Here is an 18896-nt window from a genome sequence, read left to right as displayed (position 1 = left end):
AACCTTAGCCAAAGAGCTCTCCTAGAATTCTGGACCAATCGAAAAGTGCACACGGTACGCGTCGTCGATATCAAAGGGGTGGGCGATGTCGAAACGGATCGGGCCGACCGGTGACACCCAATGCACCCCTATTCCGGCGCCTGTCTTAAGCTCGTTAGGCCCCCAATGATCGAACGCATCCCCTGTGTCGATAAAAGCGGCTCCCCACCAGTCCCCCGTGACACGGCGCTGGTACTCCAGCGTGGAGGTCAGCATCTGTTGGCCGCCGCGTAAGCGGCCATCTTTATTACGCGGCGATAGGCTCTCGTAGGAGTAGCCGCGTACGCTGCGGTCACCGCCAGCGAAGAAGCGCAGCGATGGCGGTAGTTTGTCAAAGTCGGCGGTCTCAATAGCGCCAATGCTCAACCGAGCTAAAAAGCGGTTGTCATTGCCAATGGTGCGAATCCATTCGGTATCACCGGTTAAGCGTGTGAATTTGGCGGCGGACCCCCACGCACTGTCCGAGTACTCTAGCGATAATTGCTGCCGGTCACCCCAAAGAGGGAACCGCTGAGGGCGAGTGCGGGTTCTTGACCATTGAATACCAGGATAAAACAGCAGTACCTCGTCTGCTTCGCCACCCTGGGTAAAGTCTTCGTAAGTGGTTCTGAAATAGAGCGTTTGTACCCAGCGGTTTTCAAACTCCCAACGCCGGGCCACTTCTACCGTGCTTTCCAGAGACTTCGTGTCGCCATCGTCAATATTGCGCACACCATACTGCAGGCGGTAGTTATCCCGTACTGGATCTTCTAGGGGAATGTTGTACACCCCCGTAAGACGCTGCTCGGGGGCGGAAACATAGAGATCATGATCTAAACTGTGACCAAAGCGGTTGACCCAAGGCTGTTGCCAGCCAAACCGCAGGCGTGGCCCTATGTCAGTGGCATAGCCTACGCCCACCTCAAATTGATGACGGTCGGCTGGTTCAACACTCACATCAATGGGCAAGCGACTATCATCACGGCTATTAATACTGAGGGCACTGGCAAGTGCCGCACTACTTAACCTTGGGCGTTCAGGCTGCGATGCGGTGGCTTCGTTCCACCAAGGAGCTCCGCCTCTTGGCGGTGCAATGGTGAGTTCTTGTGCCGTTTCCAACAGAGGGCGAACAGAGACTGAACTAAACCACCCTGTTTCGGCTAAGCGCTGGTTATAGCGGGCTAGGGATTCCGCGAGGTAAGGGTCACCCGCGCGGAACGCCTGCATTTTGCGTAGTCGCTCTGGCTCAATATGGCTGCCGGTAATTAATGTGTCGCCGAAGTGATAGCGCGGCCCGCTGTCAAACGTCATATAAAGACGCGCGCTTTCCAGGTAGGGGCGCACTTCCATCCGCCGATCTGAAAAGCCCCAGTCGAAGTAACCCCGTTCAATGGCTAAACCGGAAAACTGGTTACGCAGGCTGTCCCAAGGGGCATGACGCAATGAGTCGCCTTGCTTTAAAGGGAAATCATCAAGCGCAGCTTGGAAAGGCGGGTCATTGTTGGCATCCCCGGTAATTTTAATATCGAGTACTTCAATCACCACTTGAGGACCTGCCTCTATACGCACGGCAATGGGGGATTGCGTTAACTCGATATGAATATCGGGCTCATAATAGCCATACACCCGCATGGCTTCCTGGGTGCGCTGGCGTATTTCACCCTCTAAGCGGACATCAGTGTACTGATCCGCCTTAATATTTTCTAAATAGGCCTCAATGTTAGCGAGTACACGCCCATCAACACCGCTGATGGCTGCTTCCAGCGCCCAAGAGGCCGATGGAGCGGACAGCAGTGGCAGTACCAATAAACACGCCACTTGCTTGGCCGCAGGCCATCGCCGTTGTCTTCCCATACCGTTATATCCCTAACCCAATCACCGGCTTAGTGGCTTATTTATTCTACAGCGTGATGCTGTCGTTAATTACGCAGCATTTCCATCTGCGCACTGAAGGCAAGCTGAGCCTGCCGCACCTGCCTTAAATCGCTCTCTAGCGTATTCAGGCGCTGCGACCACTGCTCTTCTAATGAGGTGATCTCAGCCTGGCTGACAGGCTCTGCCTCTGCGGCATCGGCAATCACTCCATCGACAGTGGAGGAGAGCTGCGTTAGCTGCTGCTCCATATCTTCACGCCAATCTCTTAAACGCGCTTCGATAGCAGTTTGGTCGCTGGCGAGTTGCTGCTCCATCGTTTCGAGACGTTGCCCCATGACTGCCTCTAAATGGGTAACCTCCTCTGCCAAATTTTGCCGACCCGATGTGCCAGCCTGCTCCAAGGCATCGAGCGACGTGCGGATAGCGGCCAGCTGGCTATCGCGCAGGATTGCCTGTTCCTGAATCTGCTCCAGCCGCTGTGAAAACGTCTCTAGCGCTTCATTGGAAACGAGCTCTTCACTGTCTGTGAGAAGGCCATAGAGCTCTTCACGCGTATCAGTTAATGCCATGGCTAGCTGCTCCTGCTCTTGGAACAGCGTGGACATTTGGGCTTGTACAAAGGTTAACGTATCCTGGGTCTCGGTGTCATCGGAGTCTAGCCTTGCGTGCAGATTAGACAGCTCACCGCTCACACGATGTACTTCTGCAAGTAATCTTTCTCTTTCGTACCATAATCCGGCTGCCGACGCTGCCATAAGCAACACCATAAACGTCAAGGCGAGCCAGAGCGGCCATAGTCGCGGCCCCCTACGGTGGCGTAAGTGCTGTGCTGTCAGGCTTTGCTCCACGTCGGGAACAATGCGCTGGGAAGAAGTGGCATCGGACATGTGTTTTCCCTTAGAGCGTCGTCGGATCGGCGCGTCGCCCAATCCCTCTATAATGCAAACCGCAACTGGCTACAAAGGCAGGGTCATAGATATTGCGTCCATCCAGTACCAGTTTCCCGCTTAGCTGTGCGGCTAAGCGCTGCCAATCAGGATTCCAATAGGCTTTCCATTCAGTAACCAGCATGAGGGCATCAGCCCCTTGGCAAGCAAAATAAGGATCATCCGCGAACGTGATCAAATCGTCCCGCTGACCAACCGCCGAGTAAAGTGCCGGAATAGCTGCCGGATCATGCAACCTGACCGTTACCCCCTGCGCCCACAGTGCTTCGAGGAGCGTTAATACTGGGGCATGATCAATCCGCGCGGTGCCAGGTTTGAAAGCGGCGCCCCATATTGCCACGGTTTTGCCCGCAAGATTTCCCTCGAAAAATCCCCATAATTTTCTGAACAGCGTCTCTTTTTTCTGCTCGTTGATATCCATGACCTGTTCAAGCAGCGCCGAGTAACGGCCGCTGGCCGACTGGACATCGGCTAAGCGCATTAAGTCACGCGAAAAATTCGGCCCTCCGAAACCACAGCCAGGATAGAGGTACTCAAACCCTATCCGCGTATCGGCCCCCATGCCCTGCCGGACATGCTCTACGTCTACCCCGAGCGTGTCGGCCAAGCCGGCAATCTCGTTCATGTAGCTGATGCGGGTAGCCAACATACCATTGATGGCCAGCTTGGTCAGTTCAGCCGCACGACAAGGCATGCGTTGGAATACTTCGCTACGCCGGTTAAAGGCGCGCAGTAGCTCTCTTACCATCTGCTCGCCAACGGCGTCGTCGCAGCCCAGTAGCCAGCGAGTCGGGCGAGTAAACGAGAGCCAGGCGCGCCCTTCTTCTAGGGTGTCGGGCAATGCCACGCGGCTATGCTGTTGGCCCATGAGCGAGTGTAAACGCTCTGTTTCGCCTACCGGGAACGTTGAATTATTGACCAGCACCGCACCGCTATACTCTTGAAACATCGGATGCTGTAGAAGCGTATTGGCTGACGGCCGCTGGCTCGGGGAAAGTGCCAACCACACGATGTCAGGCTCTTCTGAGGCTTCAGGCGTAGCTACAATGGTTAAATTGCCTACGGCAGTGGCGTGCTCTATCTGTGCCATCAGGGACGGTTCCCGGCGCAGCCAGTCGGCATTGGCCAGAGTTTCCCAGGGCATACTCTCGTGCAGCAACCAGTCAACACGATGCCCCACCCAAGCCAGTGCAGCAGCGGCCGTGGCGGCACTTAACTCGCTACCATGCAGTAATACACGCATTTATATGCTCTCCCTAGCAGATAAGCGTCTATAAAATAAAGTGTTAGGTATCATGCAGCGTTCCTTTCCATGCGTTCCGCTTCAGGAGTGGGTAGAATGTCCATAATACTCAACGATAGGGTGGATGCCACCTTGCCGCTTGTTTCCGTTTATGGGCAAAACAAGGTTAATCAGCGCTTTGCCTAACCGATTAGGGGAGACACACAATGCCCGCGACACTTCAGGATAGCACCACTCGCCGCTATCAAGACAACGTCGATGCCGCAGAAGTTGCGAAATTTGAAGCACTTGCCAGCCGCTGGTGGGACCCGGAGAGCGAATTTAAACCACTCCACGATATCAACCCGTTACGTTTGGATTTTATCGATGCCCGCGCCGGGCTGGCTGGCAAAAAGGTGCTGGATGTTGGCTGTGGCGGTGGCATTTTAAGTGAGGCAATGGCTCACCGCGGTGCCAACGTGACAGGTATTGACTTGGGGGAGGCGCCATTAGGGGTCGCGAGGCTGCACGCTGAAGAGAGCGGTGTTGCAGTGGAATATCGCCATATTAGCGTTGAAGGCTTGGCTGACGAACAGCCTGGCCACTACGATGTCGTGACCTGCATGGAGATGTTGGAGCATGTCCCCGACCCCGCCTCGGTCATCCGTGCCTGCAGTGTACTGGTTCGCCCCGGTGGCTATGTGTTTTTCTCAACGCTCAATCGCACGCCGAAGTCCTATGCTTTTGCCATTTTAGGGGCTGAGTACGTGCTGAAGCTGCTGCCCCGTGGTACCCACGACTACGCCAAGTTTATTCGCCCTTCCGAAATGGCGAACTGGGCGCGTGCGGCATCCCTTGAGGTGCGCGAGCAAACCGGGCTGACGTATAATCCTCTGACCCGCCACTACCGGCTGGTGCCCCATGATGTCTCTGTCAACTATATGATGTATTGCCGGAAAGCGAGCGAGTAATGCTGATGCCCACCCCTCAGGCGATACTATTTGACTTAGATGGCACGCTGGTAGACACCGCCCCCGACTTGGCGGCGGCGACTAACGCGCTGAGAACCCATCACGGCTTAGCTCCCCTGCCGTTCCAGGCCATTCGTGGGCAAGTATCCAACGGCGGCAGCGCACTGGTCACGCTGGCGCTCGGCCTTGAAAGTGGTAGTGATGAACATGATAAGGCAAGGCAGTTCCTGCTGGATGCGTACGAGCAGGCTGTAGCGGTTCATAGCACGCTTTTTGAGCCGTTAAATGAGTGGCTAGCGCAGTGGCACAGCGAAGAGCGGCTTTGGGGGATTGTGACCAATAAACCGCGGCGCTACACCCTACCGCTTTTGGAAGCGCTGGCGCTAACCCCTGGGGCACTGCTCTGCGCCGACGACTTAAGCGTTAAAAAGCCCGCGCCTGAACCGCTTTGGGAGGCAGCAAAACGCCTCGGCGTTGCCCCCGAGGCGTGCTGGTATATCGGAGATCATGTGCGCGATATGCAGGCGGCAAAAGCAGCGGGTATGACAGCCGTCGCCGTGGGTTATGGCTATATCAGCGAAGAGGACGATTACCAGAAGTGGCCTGCCGACCTGTGGTTTGCAACTTGTGACGAGTTGGTGGCCGTGCTGCACGACCACCGTATCTCTTAGTTTTGCCGGGGCTAAGACATTAGACGCGCGGCGGCTGGGCATCGAACTTCTGGCCGCTAACGCCTTGACTATCGGGGCCCATTAACCATAGGTAAGTGGGCATGATCTCTTCAGGGGTACGCAGCGTAAAGGGGTCTTCACCGGGGTAAGCGGTGCGGCGCATTTGGGTACGCGTGGCACCTGGATTCAGCGTGTTCACCCGGACGTTCGACTGATTCTCCAACTCATCCGCCAGAACCTCCATGAACCCTTCCGTAGCAAACTTAGAAACGGAATAGGCTCCCCAGTATGCTCGCCCCTTACGGCCCACACTGGAAGAGGTAAAGATGACCGATGCATCGTCAGACGCCTGGAGGAGTGGCAGCAGCGCCTGGGTCATCCAGATGGGGCCATTGATATTGACCTGCATCACCTGCTCCCAAAGCTCAGGATTATACTGCTCGAACGGTGTAATGCGGCCAAGCAGCCCAGCGTTGTGCAATAACCCATCCAAACGGCCAAACTCTTTATCCAGCGTTTCTGCCATGTCGTGGAAATCTTTGAGCGTCGCCCCTTCAAAATTGAGCGGGAAAATAGCCGGCTGCGGCCCGCCGGCTGCCTCAATCTCATCATAAACGCGCTCAAGTTTAGCGATGGTGCGGCCTAGCAATATAACGGTAGCCCCATGACGGGCATAGGTTAATGCCGCCGCGCGGCCAATCCCATCTCCCGCACCGGTTACCAACACGACGCGATTTTCTAACAGATTGGGCGCTGGTTGATAGTCGATTTTGCAGCTCATGAGGTTTCCTTAAAGCAAAAATAGTAAACGGTATTAACCAGCCGACTGACGCAAGAAGTCGTTCGCCAATCCAGCAGCACTGCTCTGGGGGTAGTCATCCCGCACCTGTTCCAGCAACTCGCGGCTACGCTCGGCTTCGCCTTTGCGCGCTTTTACCAAGCCAAGTTTGTACAGAGCATCAGGCACCTTGGTACTACCGCTGTGCTGCTCAATAACACGGGTAAAGGCTTGGTCGGCAGCGTCTAGCTCCCCTTCTGCCGCATAGAGTTCGCCTAGCCAGTAGTGACCATTAGCGGTAAGGCTGCTGTCAGGGTGATCAGTAACAAAGGCTTCAAACGCTGCAATGGCCTCATCGAACTGACGTGCCTGCACATGGGCAAAAGCAGCTTGGTAGTCGGCTTGTGCGTCTTCGCTAACATTGCGAGTAGAAGGAGCCTGGATAACCTGCTCAGCCGCTTCAGGCTCTACTTCTGGAGTAGCCTGTTCAATCTGGCTTGGCGCACTACTCATGAGGCGGTCTTCAATATCCAGATACTGCTGCTGAGTTTGATTGCGTAGCTGCTCCAGCTGGTGGCGCAACTCCTCGATTTGACCGCGTAGCTGCTGGATCTCCTGCTGATGCTCCTGCACTTGGTTAAACAGCACCAGATTCCCGCCTGCCGGCTCTTGGCGCTGGGTTTGCTGGTAAAAGCTGCTGGATGAGCCCGAGGAGAGATCCTGAACCAGCGGCTGCTGTGCGATAGCGGACACGGGTAGTAATGATAAAGGCAATACGGACAGCGGGAGCACTAAGGCTCCCGCACCGCACAGCCTCTCAAAATAGCGTTTGAGACTGTGATTCATGATAGCTCCGAAGTCAGGCTATTGGCGTGCAAGGCACGCCAACGCTATCAATAGTTAAAGACGACGCGACGGTTTTGCGAGTAAGCGCTTTCACCTTGGCCGTTGACCGCCGGGCGCTCTTCACCGTAGCTAACCACGCTCATTTGTGACGGAGAAACGCCCTGAATATTCAGGAAGCGCTGCACGGCTCCGGCACGGCGCTCGCCCAGTGCCATGTTGTATTCACGGGTACCGCGCTCGTCAGTGTGGCCATGCAGTACAACACTGGCGTTGGGGTTGGCACGCAGGTAGCGCGCATGGGCCATTACGACAGACTCGTATTCGCTCTTAATGGTATCGCGATCGTAATCGAAGTAAATGGTACGCACTTCGGGAATACGGGAGTCAGCCTGCTGGCCAGCGCCCGATCCAGACGTTGAGCCATACTGGCCACCTGTGCCCACACCCGAGGTGTTAGATCCCATACTGCTGCCATCCTGGCTTCCGTACGAGTCACCGTCTTGGGTTCCGCCGGTGCTGGAACAGCCAGCGATAACTACGATAGATAACGCGACTGCCAATGAGCGAGCCAACGGCTTAAGTTGCATAATCAGACTCCTTGCCTGAAAACAGAAATTAGTGCTGTTCATCTATTAATTTAAGAAAGGCGACCACGCGGGGTCACGTACATCACCTTGTGCTGCGGGCAACCTAAATGACGAGCGGCCATCGGCTGAAACGGCACTTAGTACACCGCTACTACCCTGTTGGGTAGCGAAGATTACCATGGTCCCGTTCGGCGCAACACTAGGAGATTCATCTCTTGTTGATTCGCTTAATACCACTAAGCGGCCACCATCAAGATCCTGCTTGGCAACTTGATATCCCCGGCTTGAGCGGTGAATCAGGAAGATCTGCTCACCGTTCGGCGAATAGCGTGCACGGGCATTGTAGTTGCCGGTAAAGGTTAGGCGGTTGGTTTCGCCACTCCCCATGGAGTACTGGTAAATCTGCGGGCCGCCACTACGATCCGAGGTAAAAAGCAGGCTACGGCCATCGGGCGACCACGCGGGTTCCGTATCGATACTGCTGCTTTGGGTAATACGATCCAGGGAGCGATTGGCAATGTCCAGCACGTAAATTTCCGGCTGCCCGTCTTTTGAGAGCGACATTGCGATTCGGCGTCCATCAGGTGACCAGGTCGGAGCGCCGTTAATACCGTCAAACGCTGTCGCCTGAACCCGCTGGCCTGAGCTTACATCTTGAATATAAATAGACGCTTTACCGGTTTCGAACGAGACATAAGCCAGTTTGCGACCATCCGGCGACCAAGCAGGCGACATAATCGGCTGATCAGACGTTAGTACTTGCTGGCTTCTACGCCCATCGGCATCAGCAACGTATAACCCGAACTGCATATTATCGCCAACGCCCTGGGCCGTTACATAGGCGATGCGGGTTGAAAACGCACCACGAATATCGGTAATGGCTTCAAAGATTTGGTCACTGATGTAATGCGCCGCGCCGCGTAAATCATTAGCACTGGCGGTGACCGTTTCACTGATCATCGTACGCTGGCCGCTGATATCGACGAGGTCAAATCCCAGCTCGTACCCACTGCCTGTTTGCTGGGCACGACCGACGACCAAATAGCGAACATCTAGCGAGCGCCACGTACCAAACTCAACATCATCGGCCTGGCTTGGGCGGTCAAACATGGCATTGCGCTCTAAGGGAGCAAAAAAGCCACTACGTTCAAGGTCATCCTGGACAATTTGTGCAACGTCTTCAGGCAGCCCCTCATTACCTGCGAAAGGCACCACCCCGATGGGGAGCGCTTGGTCGCTACCGCGCGTTATCTCAATAGTTAAATTGGCGCTTGCTACGCTGCTGATCAATAGCAGCACGCAAAAAAGCCACACTTTGCTTAAGGTTTGCATCAGCGAACATCCCCCGGGGTAAATCGCAGATTAAATTGACGTAACGTACGCTGCTGCTCCGCTGGCAAATCGCGTAATTCACCGAACGGTGCTGCATGTTCCACCGCCTGCATGGCTGAGCGGTCAAAAGCGCTATCGCCGCTGGAAGTGGCTACCGATGTGGTTAATAGCTCACCCGACGGCCCAAGCCGTACCTGTATCGTAGCACTCATTGAGTCACTTGCTCCTGGCGGGATCAGCCAAGCCTGCTCGACGGCACGACGAACGATATTAATAAAGCTATTAGCGGCCTGCTGCGCCTGCTGGGCATTGGCCGCGGCTTCCGCCTCTCCAGCTAGCTGGCGCTGCATAGCGGCCTCGGCTGCCTCAGCCGCACGGCGTGCTTCGGCTTCCCGCTGGCGGCGAGCCTCTTCCTCCCGCTGGCGCTGCGCTTCGGCTTCGCGCTCACGTTGAGCTTCGGCCTCTTCACGGGCGCGTTGTTCTTCCGCTTCACGTTGGCGGCGAGCTTCTTCCTCACGCTGACGCTGCTCTTCCGCTTCGCGCTGGCGCTGAGCCTCCTCTTCACGGGCACGCTGCTCTTCTGCTTCACGTTGGCGCTGGGCTTCAGCTTCCGCCCGTGCACGCTCGGCCTCTGCTTCACGCTGACGCTGAGCCTCCGCCTCTGCGCGGGCACGCTGCTCTTCGGCTTCGCGTGCCGCTGCTTCGGCAGCCTGCTGCTCGGCTAAACGCTCGGCCTCAGCCGCACGGCGTTCAGCTTCCGCGGCTGCTTCGGCCTGCTCTTGTTCAAGCGCCCGGGCACGCTCTGCCGCCTGGGCTTCCGCCTCGCGCTGTGCTGCCGCTTCGGCGGCTTGTTGCTCGGCAGAGGGTTCGTCGCTGGGTGGCTCTGGCTCGGTAACGTCCGGTTCGGTAACGTTATTCATCGCCGCCTGCTGTTCCGTTACCTGCTGGGCTTGGTCAGTAAAGGTCTCGGTGCTCACAAAGGTTGCCTGCACTATCGAGGAGGAGTCAGGCTCAGCGGTCGTGCTTGGCAGCTTAACCAAACTAAAAACAATCACCATAAGGTGCACAGCAATAGCCAGGATGGTTGGCCATGTATAGCCAACATCTTGCGGGTCACGCGTTGGTTTTACAGCCATGTGGACTCGCCCTTAACCATCTTGGGACGGCTCGGAGAGCAGCCCTACGTTGGCGACACCTGAGCGCTGCAGCGTGCTCATCAACAGCACAATCTGCCCATAAGGCACGTTGCGGTCTCCACGCACCATGACAGGCGTACCGGGACGACGCTGAAGAATAGCCGTGACCCGTTCCGCCATTTGCTCCAGAGAAACCGCCGTCGAGTCTTCTCCCAGAGTAATGAAGTAGCCGCCATCGCGGTCTACCGAGATAATAATCGGCTCATTATCCTCTTGGGTGTCAATAGGCTCAGAGGTGACTTGCGGCAGGTCGACCTGGACACCTTGGGTTAGCATGGGAGCGGTAATCATAAAAATAACGAGCAGTACCAGCATGACGTCGATAAAGGGGACGACGTTAATCTCCCCCATCGGCTTGCTCTTGCCGCTACGGTTGAACGGACCTTGCATGGCAGACTCCCTTAACTAGCGCCAGGTTTGCCGTCACGCCCTTGCAGATTACGGTGCAAGATTGCGTGAAACTCTTCAGCAAAGTCTTCGTATTTACCCAGTAGGCGGGACGCGTTATTGGATAGGCGGTTATAGAAAATAACGGCGGGAATAGCGGCGAAAAGCCCCATTGCGGTAGCAATCAGCGCCTCTGCGATCCAAGGAGCAACAGTCGCTAGTGTGGCTTGTTGGGTCATAGAGAGCGACTGGAAAGAGCCCATAATGCCCCATACCGTACCGAACAGACCGATATACGGACTCGCGGAGGCAACCGTCGCTAAAAACACTAGATGCTGGGTTAAACGGTCCTCTTCTCGGGACCATGCAACCCGCATACTGCGCTGAACGCCTTCCAGTATCGTGTCGGCACTGCGGGTTTTAGGCATCAGGCGGTTAAATTCCCGAAAGCCTGCCTGGAAAATATGTTCTGCTCCATGACGCGGGTCGTCAGCAGGAATTTCGCGATAGAGTTCGTTTAGATCAACACCCGACCAGAACGACTCTTCAAACTGGTTGTACTCTTGCTTGGCCCGACGTAGCGCAATGCTCCGCTGAAAAATCACCACCCATGAGAGGATCGACCCCACCACTAGTAGCAACATGACCAGCTGGACCACAGGGCTGGCACTCATTATTAAGTGGGGAATGGACATGGTGTTATCGTTCACAGTTGCCCTCTTGAATCAATTAAGGTCGTTATCGACTGGGTAGCGTGGTATTGAGCGACGACGGCCACGCCTTGGGGCGCATTGTCGCGGCACTTAAGCAGGCTATCTCGACTGTTGCAGAGCACAAGAGTTCCTCGTTTCGACGAACCTGCTGCTCGAATGTCATTCGGCACCGCCCCGTTTCCGCCACTTTGGCAGTCACCGTTAGCGACTCATCTAAACGTGCGGGTTTAGCGTAGTGGCAGGCCATGCGGTATACCACTAGCTGCGTATCTTCGTCTAGCAGCGTTTGCTGATTCAGCCCTAATTCCCTCAGCCACTCGCTGCGCGCTCGCTCCATAAACTTCAAGTAGTTAACGTAGTAGACAATCCCGCCCGCGTCAGTATCTTCCATATAAACGCGCACCGGCATCCTAAACTCGCCTGTCATGGCCGACGTTCTCCCTCTACATCGATGGATTGCTCGTGGGGGGTGCGGTCAAAGTGCCGCCAGGCTTGACGGGTGACGACACGGCCTCTTGGCGTCCGCATCATCAACCCCTGCTGAATCAGGTAAGGCTCAATAACATCTTCGATGGTGTCACGCTCTTCTCCAATGGCGGCGGAGAGTGAGTCAACGCCTACCGGACCGCCATCGAACTTATCGATCATCGCCAGCAGCAGGCGCCGGTCCATATGATCCAAGCCATGATGATCCACATTAAGCATGTTGAGCGCTGCATCCGCCAAGGTCGCATCCACCACGCCATTACCCTTGATCTCGGCATAGTCGCGAACACGGCGTAAAAGCCGGTTAGCGATACGCGGCGTGCCGCGGGAGCGGCGGGCCACTTCAACCGCCCCTTCATGGCTGGTTTCCACGCCGAGTAGCCGCGCTGAACGCGCGACGATTTCCGTCAGCTCCTCCAAGTTGTAAAACTCAAGGCGCTGGACAATGCCGAAGCGGTCACGCAGCGGCGAGGTCAAAAGACCCGCACGGGTGGTAGCACCTACCAAGGTAAATCTGGGAAGGTCGAGCTTAATCGAGCGCGCGGCTGGCCCTTCGCCAATCATGATATCGAGCTGGAAATCCTCCATGGCAGGATAGAGAACCTCTTCTACCACTGGGGAGAGACGATGAATCTCATCGATAAATAGCACATCGCCTGGCTCAAGGTTGGTCAGCATGGCGGCCAGATCCCCGGCCCGCTCAAGCACCGGGCCGGAAGTAGACTTCAGCCCTACGCCCATTTCGGTGGCAATAATATTCGCCAGCGTGGTTTTCCCTAGCCCAGGAGGGCCGAATACCAGTGTGTGGTCGAGGCTCTCTTCGCGTAGCCTGGCGGCTCCGATAAAAATCTCAAGCTGTTCGCGCACCCGGGGTTGGCCGATATAGTCCTTGAGATGTTTCGGACGAATAGCGTGGTCGATTCGCACTTCGCCCTGCTCCGGCTCAGCGGCAATTAATCGGTCATGTTCTAACATAGAGACTCTTCTGGAGTGCTGACGAGTGAGTACACGTTATTCCGCAGCCGTGACGGCATTAACCAGACATCCGCTTAGTTAACGCGGCTTTGATCAACGCTTCGGTGGTTTGGTTAGGGTCGACATCCGCTAGCATGTTTGCAGCTTCTGTCAGCTTATATCCCAGGCTCACCAGCGCGGCTTCCGCATCCGCTAAGTGATCTCGTGGGGATGCACGGCCATTTGCCGCCTCAAGTGCCAACGGCGCATCGCTGCCCTGCTCCCATTCAGGGAAACGGTCACGCATTTCGATGATAAGCCGTTCCGCCGTTTTCTTGCCAACGCCAGGTAGTTTGGTGAGCGCTTTACTGTCGTCCTCCCTAATACAGCGCATGAAGGCATCTTCGTCCATGCCCGAAAGTATGGCTAACGCAAGTTTCGGCCCAACGCCATTTACTTTAATCAAGGCGCGAAAAAGCGCGCGCTCATGCTCTCGACCAAACCCATAAAGCAAGTGTGCGTCATCGCGAATGGTGAGATGGGTATAGAGCGACACCTGCTCACCGGGGGCTGGCAGCGCAACGAAGGTAGTCATGGAGGCCTCAAGCTCATAGCCAACGCCATGCACATCTACCACCATCCAGGGCGGCTGTTTCTCTAGCAATAAGCCAGTTAAACGTCCAATCATTATGCGTCTCGCAGCAGATAAAAGCAGCAGTCACTATAAAGCCAGTCTGTACAGATGACCAGTAGCACCTAAAGCCGCCAACGGCCAGTTGAGCGCCGCTTGCTGCGCGAAGGGGTGGCAGCGGCTAACGCATTGCCAGCAAAGGCATGGGTGAGTGCTATCGCTAGCGCATCGGCAGCATCGGCTTGCGGCGTTGCCGAGAGTGACAGCAGCGTAGTGACCATATGCTGCACTTGGCTTTTATCGGCACTACCCTGTCCAGTCACTGCTTGTTTAATTTGCCGAGCGGCGTATTCGGCAATACCCAACCCATGATTAGCCAAGCAAACCAACGCTGCACCGCGTGCCTGACCCAATTTAAGCGCGGAATCAGCATTTTTAGCCATAAAAACACGCTCTACCGCCACGGCATCGGGACGATGCAAGCCAATAACTTCACTGACACCCGCGTAGATTTGGGCCAAGCGCTGCTCCAGTGCGCCATCCGTGGTACGTATGCAACCGCTAGCCACGTAGCGGGGCTTCACGCCTACCAGGTCGATCACACCATAGCCTGTAATACGCGAGCCTGGATCAATACCTAAAATTCTGACCGTAGTAGCTGGCTGTTTTTCGTCCATGCCTGTTTCTCTTTACACGTCTTTAAACAAAAACACCGACGCAAAGCGTCGGTGTTTTCCTGTTCAAAACGGATAAGCGGTCTTACTCGCCCGCTGCTTCCGCTTTGGCTTTTTGGCGTAGACGAATATTCAGCTCTTTGAGCTGGTCAGCGCTAACTTCACCCGGTGCGTCAGTCATTAAACAAGCCGCACTTTGGGTTTTCGGGAAGGCAATAACTTCACGAATGGTTTTCGCACCAGCCATCAGCATCACTAGGCGATCCAAGCCAAATGCCAAGCCGCCATGGGGCGGCGCGCCGTACTGCAGCGCGTCCAGCAGGAAGCCGAACTTCTCTTGCGCCTCTTCTTCGCCAATGCCGAGAATCTCAAACACGGTGCTTTGCATGGTTTGGTTGTGGATACGAATAGAGCCACCGCCCAACTCAGTGCCGTTGAGCACCATGTCGTAAGCACGGGAAAGCGCTTTTGCTGGGTCTGCTTTCAGCTCTTCCGGCGAGCAGGAAGGCGCTGTAAAGGGGTGGTGAAGCGGGCTTAAGCGGCCATTGTCGTCGGCTTCGAACATAGGGAAGTCAACGACCCATAGCGGCGCCCAGGCCTGGGTGTAGAGATTTAAATCCGCACCTAGCTTCACGCGCAGCGCACCGATCGCTTCATTGACGATACGCGCTTTATCCGCACCGAAGAAGATAATGTCGCCATCTTCCGCGCCGACACGGTCAAGCAGCTCTTCGACCACGTTTTCCATGAACTTAACGATGGGCGACTGCAGGCCTTCCAGCCCTTTGGCGCGTTCGTTGACTTTGATCCAGGCAAGGCCTTTAGCGCCGTAAATACCCACGAACTTGGTGTATTCGTCGATCTCTTTACGGGAAAGCTTGGCACCACCCGGCACTTTAAGAGCTGCTACGCGGCCATCTTCTGACTTGGCCGGGCCTGAGAACACATTGAAATTAACCTGCTGCATCAGGTCGTCAACGTCAGTGAGTTCCAGCGGAATACGTAGATCAGGTTTATCCGAACCAAAGCGGTCCATGGCTTCTTGCCATGACATACGCGGGAATTCCGGCAGCTCGACGCTCAGCACTTCCTGGAACAGTTGACGAATCATGGCTTCGGTAATGCCCATGATGTCGTTTTCTTCCACAAAAGAGGCCTCGATATCGATCTGCGTAAACTCAGGCTGACGATCAGCGCGCAGGTCTTCATCACGGAAGCACTTTGCGATTTGGTAGTAGCGGTCAAAACCCGCCACCATCAGCAGCTGCTTAAACAGCTGAGGAGACTGTGGCAGTGCAAAGAAGCTGCCTGCATGGGTACGGCTGGGTACGAGGTAGTCCCGGGCACCTTCCGGCGTTGCGCGGGTGAGTACCGGCGTTTCAATATCTAAAAAGCCCTGGTTCTCTAGGTAAGCACGCACGCTATGGGAAATGCGCGAACGCAGGCGCAGCTTCTCGATCATGTCCGGGCGGCGTAGATCGATATAGCGGTGTTTCAGGCGTACTTCTTCGCCTACCTTGCCATGCTCGTCAAGCTGGAAAGGCGGCGTTGCCGCGGTATTCAGTACTTCAACGTCTTTGGCCAGCACCTCAATCATGCCAGTGGGCATGTTGGGGTTCTGGGTGCCTTCCGGGCGCAGCCGAACGCGGCCGGTAATACGCAGAACATATTCGCTGCGTGCACGGTCGGCATTAGCAAACGCCTCGGCGGTATCGGGGTCGACGACAAACTGGGCGATACCATCACGGTCGCGCATGTCGAGAAAAATAACCCCACCGTGGTCACGGCGGCGATGAACCCAGCCGCAAACGGTGACCGTTTGATCCACCAATGTTTCGTTAAGCTGGCCGCAATAATGGCTGCGCATGTCTAATCCTGTTCTGTTTCGTGGCTATTAAGTTGTCTTGGGCCACTACGGCCCTGACAGCCGCGGCTAAGCCGCGGCGCCTTTTTTCTCTGACGTACTGCTAGCACCGCTTTTCGCGCTACCAGCCGCTTGTCCGTCGGCAGCTAAGTTCTTTTTGCTACCCGTCTTGAAATCGGTTTCGTACCAACCGCCACCCGCTAAGCGGAACCCGGCTGCCGAGACCAAACGCTCCAGATCGTCACGCTGGCATGCAGGACAGCTTTTTAACGGATCGGCGCTAACTTTCTGCAGTTTTTCCATGCGATGGCCGCAGGCCTTGCACTCGTACTCATAGATGGGCATGTTGATGGCTCCTGAAAAGCTCAACTCCGACAGGCGTAGTTTTGACAGATTAGTGGCAAACGTCATGCTGCCAGGCTGACAATATGTGGCCTGCTGGGATAAATTCCAAGACTGCGGTTGATAGAGCGATCATTATACCCTTTTGTGCCCCCTGCCGAGCAAGGCCAAGCGGCTTCCGGCAGTTAATGGAGAGAATAACATGCCCAATGCGGTTATATTGGATGCCCAAAGCCTTGGCCCTAATATTGATTTGACGGCAATTCGTAGCGCCGTTACGCATTTAGAAATATATCAGCAAAGTAGTACAGAGCAGGCCCGCGAGCGATTAGCGGGTGCAGAGATTGCGATTGTCAATAAAGTTAAGCTGGATGCCGACACCCTGGCACAACTGCCCTCGTTGCGGCTTATTTGTGTGTTAGCCACGGGCCTGAACAATATTGATCTTGATGCCGCCAAGGCGCATAACATCACCGTCAAGAATGTATCGGCCTATGGCACGGCTAGCGTATCCCAGCATACGCTGATGCTGATGCTATCGTTAGCCAATCGTTTACCCCGTTACCAGGCGGATATCGCTGGTGGGAAGTGGCAGACAAGCGACTTTTTCTGCTTGCAAGATCATCCAACACTCCAGCTGGCCGGCAAACAGCTGGTCATGGTGGGTCAAGGAGAGCTGGGGTCTGAAGTGGCCAGGCTAGCGGAAGCGTTTGGTATGCAAGTCACCTTTGCTGCCCGTCCGGGCAATGAAGCAAACGACCAGCGCCCCTCTCTGGATGAACTGCTCCCTTCGGCAGATGTGATTAGCCTGCACTGCCCACTCAACGATGCCACTAAGCACCTTCTCAACAAAGAGCGCCTAGCGGTTGCTAAACCTTCGCTGCTGATCGTCAACTGCGCCCGCGGGGGCATTATTGATGAGGAAGCCGCCTTGGAGGCGCTGCGTAACGGCAGCATCGGCGGGCTAGCCGTCGATGTACTGCCCAGCGAGCCTCCCAAGGACGGGCATCCGCTACTGGATGCACTGGCGAATGCGGAGCCGCTCAACCTGATCGTGACGCCGCACAATGCATGGATCACCCCTGAAGCGCGGCAAAATATCGTCGGCTTAACTGCTGACAATATCCGCTCATGGCTAGCAGATAGTCACTAACACGCCTCGCTAGTAGGTCGAAAAGTGATCTGGGGCGTGGTGGCCACCCAATGTTTCAACTGTCACATGGGTGACCTGCGCCCCTTCTGGCCCCTGCCAAAGCCATTGGCTAAGCTCGGCAACAGCCGTAGAGGGGCCGCATACCAGTACTTCAACCCTGCCATCGGGCAGGTTTTTTGCGTAACCGGTTAAGCCACGCATTAAGGCCTGCTCTTGCGCGGCACGCCGATACCAAACGCCTTGCACTTTTCCCGTGACGAAAGCTCGTACGCAGCAGTGGGGCATGGCTAAATTCTCCCGTTAAAGCAGTTCATGTTTGACCAGAACAGCGCTATTACGCGGTACCAGCGGGCGCCCACGTCGCAGTAGCAACGAGCGTGTAAACGCTGCACCGAAGAGCAGAATCAGCGAGCTGTAATAAACCCATAATAGAATCATTACCACGGAACCCGCCGCACCGTAAGTGGATGCGGTGGCTGTGTAGGCGAGATAAATGGCAATAACGCTACGGCCAATGGTAAACAGCACCGCCGTGACCACCGCACCAATCAATACATCTTGCCAGCGTAGCACGACATCGGGCAGCACTTTAAAAATCGTGGCAAACAGGAGTGCTACCATGGCAAGCGAGATTAATGACTCGGCGGTGGTAGTTAACAGGCTGGCAAAGGGTAACAAGTCGTTGGCAGCATGAAGCATTCCGCGCAGCACTACCCCTAGCACCAGTGAGACCAACAGAATAAAACCGATAGAGAGTACGACGGTTAACGACAGTAGCCGGTTTTTGATAAAAATGAGCGCGCTATTGCTTGTGGGTTTCGCGGTAACGCCCCAAATGGTATTGAGTGAAAACTGCATTTGTGCAAAGACGGTGGTCGCACCGACTAACAGGGCAAAAAAACCAAGGAGGGTCGGTAGCACTCCCGACTCTTCAATGCGTGACTGGGCAACGGCCTGCTCTACGGCAAGCGCGGCTTCAGCGCCTAGTGTCCCCTGCAGTTGAGCGACTATCTGCCCTTGCGCCGCCTCTTCACCAAGCACTACGCCAATCACCGTGACGGCAATAATCACCGTGGGTGCCAACGAAAACAGCGTGTAAAACGCCAACGACCCCGCATAGCTAAACGCGTTACGCTCAAGCCAGAGTGATGTTGCATCCTGTACTACCTTCCACCAAAAAACGACCGTGCGTTTTAGCATTATCATTCCTTTACAAGCCAATCACAGCGTCTTCAGCAACGCTTATGTA

21 protein-coding genes are annotated in these 18896 nt (G+C 55.5%); 3 read left to right on the top strand and 18 right to left on the bottom strand.

Going from position 1 to position 18896, the window contains the following annotated elements:
* Positions 1–21: 21 nt before the first annotated feature.
* The 3 genes from LG300_RS07450 to LG300_RS07440 all read right to left on the bottom strand — a co-directional run bounded on the left by LG300_RS07450 (position 22) and on the right by LG300_RS07440 (position 4083).
* On the bottom strand, positions 22–1872 hold the full coding sequence (locus tag LG300_RS07450) for an autotransporter assembly complex family protein (protein ID WP_404377755.1): 1851 nt from the start codon (positions 1870–1872) through the stop codon (positions 22–24).
* Between the two features lie 65 nt (positions 1873–1937).
* The gene (locus LG300_RS07445; RefSeq protein ID WP_404377754.1) at positions 1938–2780 is read right to left on the bottom strand and encodes a hypothetical protein; all 843 of its coding nucleotides are present in this window, start codon (positions 2778–2780) and stop codon (positions 1938–1940) included.
* 10 nt (positions 2781–2790) lie between these two features.
* Positions 2791–4083, bottom strand: coding sequence for a nucleotide sugar dehydrogenase (locus LG300_RS07440; protein WP_404377753.1), 1293 nt, complete (start codon positions 4081–4083; stop codon positions 2791–2793).
* A gap of 206 nt (positions 4084–4289) precedes the next feature.
* Here LG300_RS07440 and ubiG point away from each other — a divergent pair, with 206 nt between their 5' ends.
* Positions 4290–5033, top strand: coding sequence for a bifunctional 2-polyprenyl-6-hydroxyphenol methylase/3-demethylubiquinol 3-O-methyltransferase UbiG (ubiG, locus tag LG300_RS07435; protein WP_404377752.1), 744 nt, complete (start codon positions 4290–4292; stop codon positions 5031–5033).
* On the top strand, positions 5033–5704 hold the full coding sequence (locus LG300_RS07430; protein WP_404377751.1) for an HAD-IA family hydrolase: 672 nt from the start codon (positions 5033–5035) through the stop codon (positions 5702–5704). Before ubiG ends, LG300_RS07430 begins: the two co-directional genes overlap by 1 nt.
* A gap of 19 nt (positions 5705–5723) precedes the next feature.
* Here LG300_RS07430 and LG300_RS07425 read toward each other — a convergent pair whose 3' ends face one another.
* The 13 genes from LG300_RS07425 to LG300_RS07365 form a co-directional block, all read right to left on the bottom strand.
* A complete protein-coding gene (locus LG300_RS07425) occupies positions 5724–6485 on the bottom strand; it encodes a YciK family oxidoreductase (RefSeq protein ID WP_404377750.1) in 762 nt (253 codons plus the stop codon).
* Positions 6486–6518: 33 nt separating this feature from the next.
* Positions 6519–7328: a tol-pal system protein YbgF gene (gene ybgF / locus LG300_RS07420; protein WP_404377749.1), complete on the bottom strand. Its 810-nt coding sequence runs from the start codon at positions 7326–7328 to the stop codon at positions 6519–6521.
* Between the two features lie 47 nt (positions 7329–7375).
* Positions 7376–7915, bottom strand: a complete 540-nt coding sequence (gene pal / locus LG300_RS07415; RefSeq protein WP_404377748.1) for a peptidoglycan-associated lipoprotein Pal — start codon at positions 7913–7915, stop codon at positions 7376–7378.
* A gap of 45 nt (positions 7916–7960) precedes the next feature.
* The gene (gene tolB, locus LG300_RS07410; RefSeq protein WP_404377747.1) at positions 7961–9247 is read right to left on the bottom strand and encodes a Tol-Pal system beta propeller repeat protein TolB; all 1287 of its coding nucleotides are present in this window, start codon (positions 9245–9247) and stop codon (positions 7961–7963) included.
* The gene (gene tolA, locus LG300_RS07405; protein WP_404377746.1) at positions 9247–10383 is read right to left on the bottom strand and encodes a cell envelope integrity protein TolA; all 1137 of its coding nucleotides are present in this window, start codon (positions 10381–10383) and stop codon (positions 9247–9249) included. The genes tolB and tolA overlap by 1 nt, the downstream gene beginning before the upstream one ends.
* Before the next feature lie 12 nt (positions 10384–10395).
* The gene (tolR, locus tag LG300_RS07400; RefSeq protein ID WP_404377745.1) at positions 10396–10833 is read right to left on the bottom strand and encodes a protein TolR; all 438 of its coding nucleotides are present in this window, start codon (positions 10831–10833) and stop codon (positions 10396–10398) included.
* A gap of 11 nt (positions 10834–10844) precedes the next feature.
* Positions 10845–11540: a protein TolQ gene (gene tolQ / locus LG300_RS07395; RefSeq protein WP_404377744.1), complete on the bottom strand. Its 696-nt coding sequence runs from the start codon at positions 11538–11540 to the stop codon at positions 10845–10847.
* A gap of 28 nt (positions 11541–11568) precedes the next feature.
* On the bottom strand, positions 11569–11970 hold the full coding sequence (gene ybgC, locus LG300_RS07390; RefSeq protein ID WP_404377743.1) for a tol-pal system-associated acyl-CoA thioesterase: 402 nt from the start codon (positions 11968–11970) through the stop codon (positions 11569–11571).
* Positions 11967–13004: a Holliday junction branch migration DNA helicase RuvB gene (ruvB, locus tag LG300_RS07385; RefSeq protein WP_404377742.1), complete on the bottom strand. Its 1038-nt coding sequence runs from the start codon at positions 13002–13004 to the stop codon at positions 11967–11969. Before ruvB ends, ybgC begins: the two co-directional genes overlap by 4 nt.
* A gap of 58 nt (positions 13005–13062) precedes the next feature.
* Positions 13063–13671: a Holliday junction branch migration protein RuvA gene (gene ruvA, locus LG300_RS07380; protein ID WP_404377741.1), complete on the bottom strand. Its 609-nt coding sequence runs from the start codon at positions 13669–13671 to the stop codon at positions 13063–13065.
* Between the two features lie 68 nt (positions 13672–13739).
* The gene (gene ruvC / locus LG300_RS07375; RefSeq protein ID WP_404377740.1) at positions 13740–14291 is read right to left on the bottom strand and encodes a crossover junction endodeoxyribonuclease RuvC; all 552 of its coding nucleotides are present in this window, start codon (positions 14289–14291) and stop codon (positions 13740–13742) included.
* An 82-nt stretch (positions 14292–14373) separates the two neighbouring features.
* Positions 14374–16155 (bottom strand): aspartate--tRNA ligase, encoded by a 1782-nt coding sequence (aspS, locus tag LG300_RS07370; protein WP_404377739.1) that lies wholly within the window; start codon positions 16153–16155, stop codon positions 14374–14376.
* A gap of 66 nt (positions 16156–16221) precedes the next feature.
* The gene (locus LG300_RS07365; protein ID WP_404377738.1) at positions 16222–16497 is read right to left on the bottom strand and encodes an FmdB family zinc ribbon protein; all 276 of its coding nucleotides are present in this window, start codon (positions 16495–16497) and stop codon (positions 16222–16224) included.
* Between the two features lie 199 nt (positions 16498–16696).
* On the opposite strand from LG300_RS07365, the gene LG300_RS07360 reads away from it, so the two are divergent.
* A complete protein-coding gene (locus tag LG300_RS07360) occupies positions 16697–17647 on the top strand; it encodes a D-2-hydroxyacid dehydrogenase (protein ID WP_404377737.1) in 951 nt (316 codons plus the stop codon).
* A 9-nt stretch (positions 17648–17656) separates the two neighbouring features.
* Here LG300_RS07360 and LG300_RS07355 read toward each other — a convergent pair whose 3' ends face one another.
* Both LG300_RS07355 and LG300_RS07350 read right to left on the bottom strand, forming a co-directional pair.
* Positions 17657–17932, bottom strand: coding sequence for an acylphosphatase (locus tag LG300_RS07355; RefSeq protein WP_404377736.1), 276 nt, complete (start codon positions 17930–17932; stop codon positions 17657–17659).
* A 15-nt stretch (positions 17933–17947) separates the two neighbouring features.
* Positions 17948–18847 carry a YihY/virulence factor BrkB family protein gene (locus tag LG300_RS07350; RefSeq protein WP_404377735.1) on the bottom strand — a complete coding sequence of 300 codons (900 nt, stop codon included), beginning with the start codon at positions 18845–18847 and terminating at the stop codon, positions 17948–17950.
* Positions 18848–18896: the final 49 nt, after the last annotated feature.

This window comes from Vreelandella aquamarina, from assembly GCF_044805175.1.
Lineage (GTDB): Bacteria > Pseudomonadota > Gammaproteobacteria > Pseudomonadales > Halomonadaceae > Vreelandella > Vreelandella aquamarina_B.
Note: the sequence above shows the minus strand (reverse complement) of the source record. Positions and strands in the feature narration are given on the sequence as shown.

Excerpts from the sequence above, each read along its gene's own strand:
- pal (WP_404377748.1), bottom strand. The coding sequence starts at position 7,915 with ATGCAACTTAAGCCGTTGGCTCGCTCATTGGCAGTCGCGTTATCTATC.
- LG300_RS07450 (WP_404377755.1), bottom strand. The coding sequence starts at position 1,872 with ATGGGAAGACAACGGCGATGGCCTGCGGCCAAGCAAGTGGCGTGTTTA.
- ruvB (WP_404377742.1), bottom strand. The coding sequence starts at position 13,004 with ATGTTAGAACATGACCGATTAATTGCCGCTGAGCCGGAGCAGGGCGAA.
- tolR (WP_404377745.1), bottom strand. The coding sequence starts at position 10,833 with ATGCAAGGTCCGTTCAACCGTAGCGGCAAGAGCAAGCCGATGGGGGAG.
- tolA (WP_404377746.1), bottom strand. The coding sequence starts at position 10,383 with ATGGCTGTAAAACCAACGCGTGACCCGCAAGATGTTGGCTATACATGG.
- ruvC (WP_404377740.1), bottom strand. The coding sequence starts at position 14,291 with ATGGACGAAAAACAGCCAGCTACTACGGTCAGAATTTTAGGTATTGAT.
- ubiG (WP_404377752.1), top strand. The coding sequence starts at position 4,290 with ATGCCCGCGACACTTCAGGATAGCACCACTCGCCGCTATCAAGACAAC.
- LG300_RS07430 (WP_404377751.1), top strand. The coding sequence starts at position 5,033 with ATGCTGATGCCCACCCCTCAGGCGATACTATTTGACTTAGATGGCACG.
- LG300_RS07425 (WP_404377750.1), bottom strand. The coding sequence starts at position 6,485 with ATGAGCTGCAAAATCGACTATCAACCAGCGCCCAATCTGTTAGAAAAT.
- LG300_RS07445 (WP_404377754.1), bottom strand. The coding sequence starts at position 2,780 with ATGTCCGATGCCACTTCTTCCCAGCGCATTGTTCCCGACGTGGAGCAA.
- LG300_RS07365 (WP_404377738.1), bottom strand. The coding sequence starts at position 16,497 with ATGCCCATCTATGAGTACGAGTGCAAGGCCTGCGGCCATCGCATGGAA.
- LG300_RS07355 (WP_404377736.1), bottom strand. The coding sequence starts at position 17,932 with ATGCCCCACTGCTGCGTACGAGCTTTCGTCACGGGAAAAGTGCAAGGC.
- ybgF (WP_404377749.1), bottom strand. The coding sequence starts at position 7,328 with ATGAATCACAGTCTCAAACGCTATTTTGAGAGGCTGTGCGGTGCGGGA.
- ybgC (WP_404377743.1), bottom strand. The coding sequence starts at position 11,970 with ATGACAGGCGAGTTTAGGATGCCGGTGCGCGTTTATATGGAAGATACT.
- LG300_RS07440 (WP_404377753.1), bottom strand. The coding sequence starts at position 4,083 with ATGCGTGTATTACTGCATGGTAGCGAGTTAAGTGCCGCCACGGCCGCT.
- tolB (WP_404377747.1), bottom strand. The coding sequence starts at position 9,247 with ATGCAAACCTTAAGCAAAGTGTGGCTTTTTTGCGTGCTGCTATTGATC.
- LG300_RS07360 (WP_404377737.1), top strand. The coding sequence starts at position 16,697 with ATGCCCAATGCGGTTATATTGGATGCCCAAAGCCTTGGCCCTAATATT.
- aspS (WP_404377739.1), bottom strand. The coding sequence starts at position 16,155 with ATGCGCAGCCATTATTGCGGCCAGCTTAACGAAACATTGGTGGATCAA.
- LG300_RS07350 (WP_404377735.1), bottom strand. The coding sequence starts at position 18,847 with ATGCTAAAACGCACGGTCGTTTTTTGGTGGAAGGTAGTACAGGATGCA.
- ruvA (WP_404377741.1), bottom strand. The coding sequence starts at position 13,671 with ATGATTGGACGTTTAACTGGCTTATTGCTAGAGAAACAGCCGCCCTGG.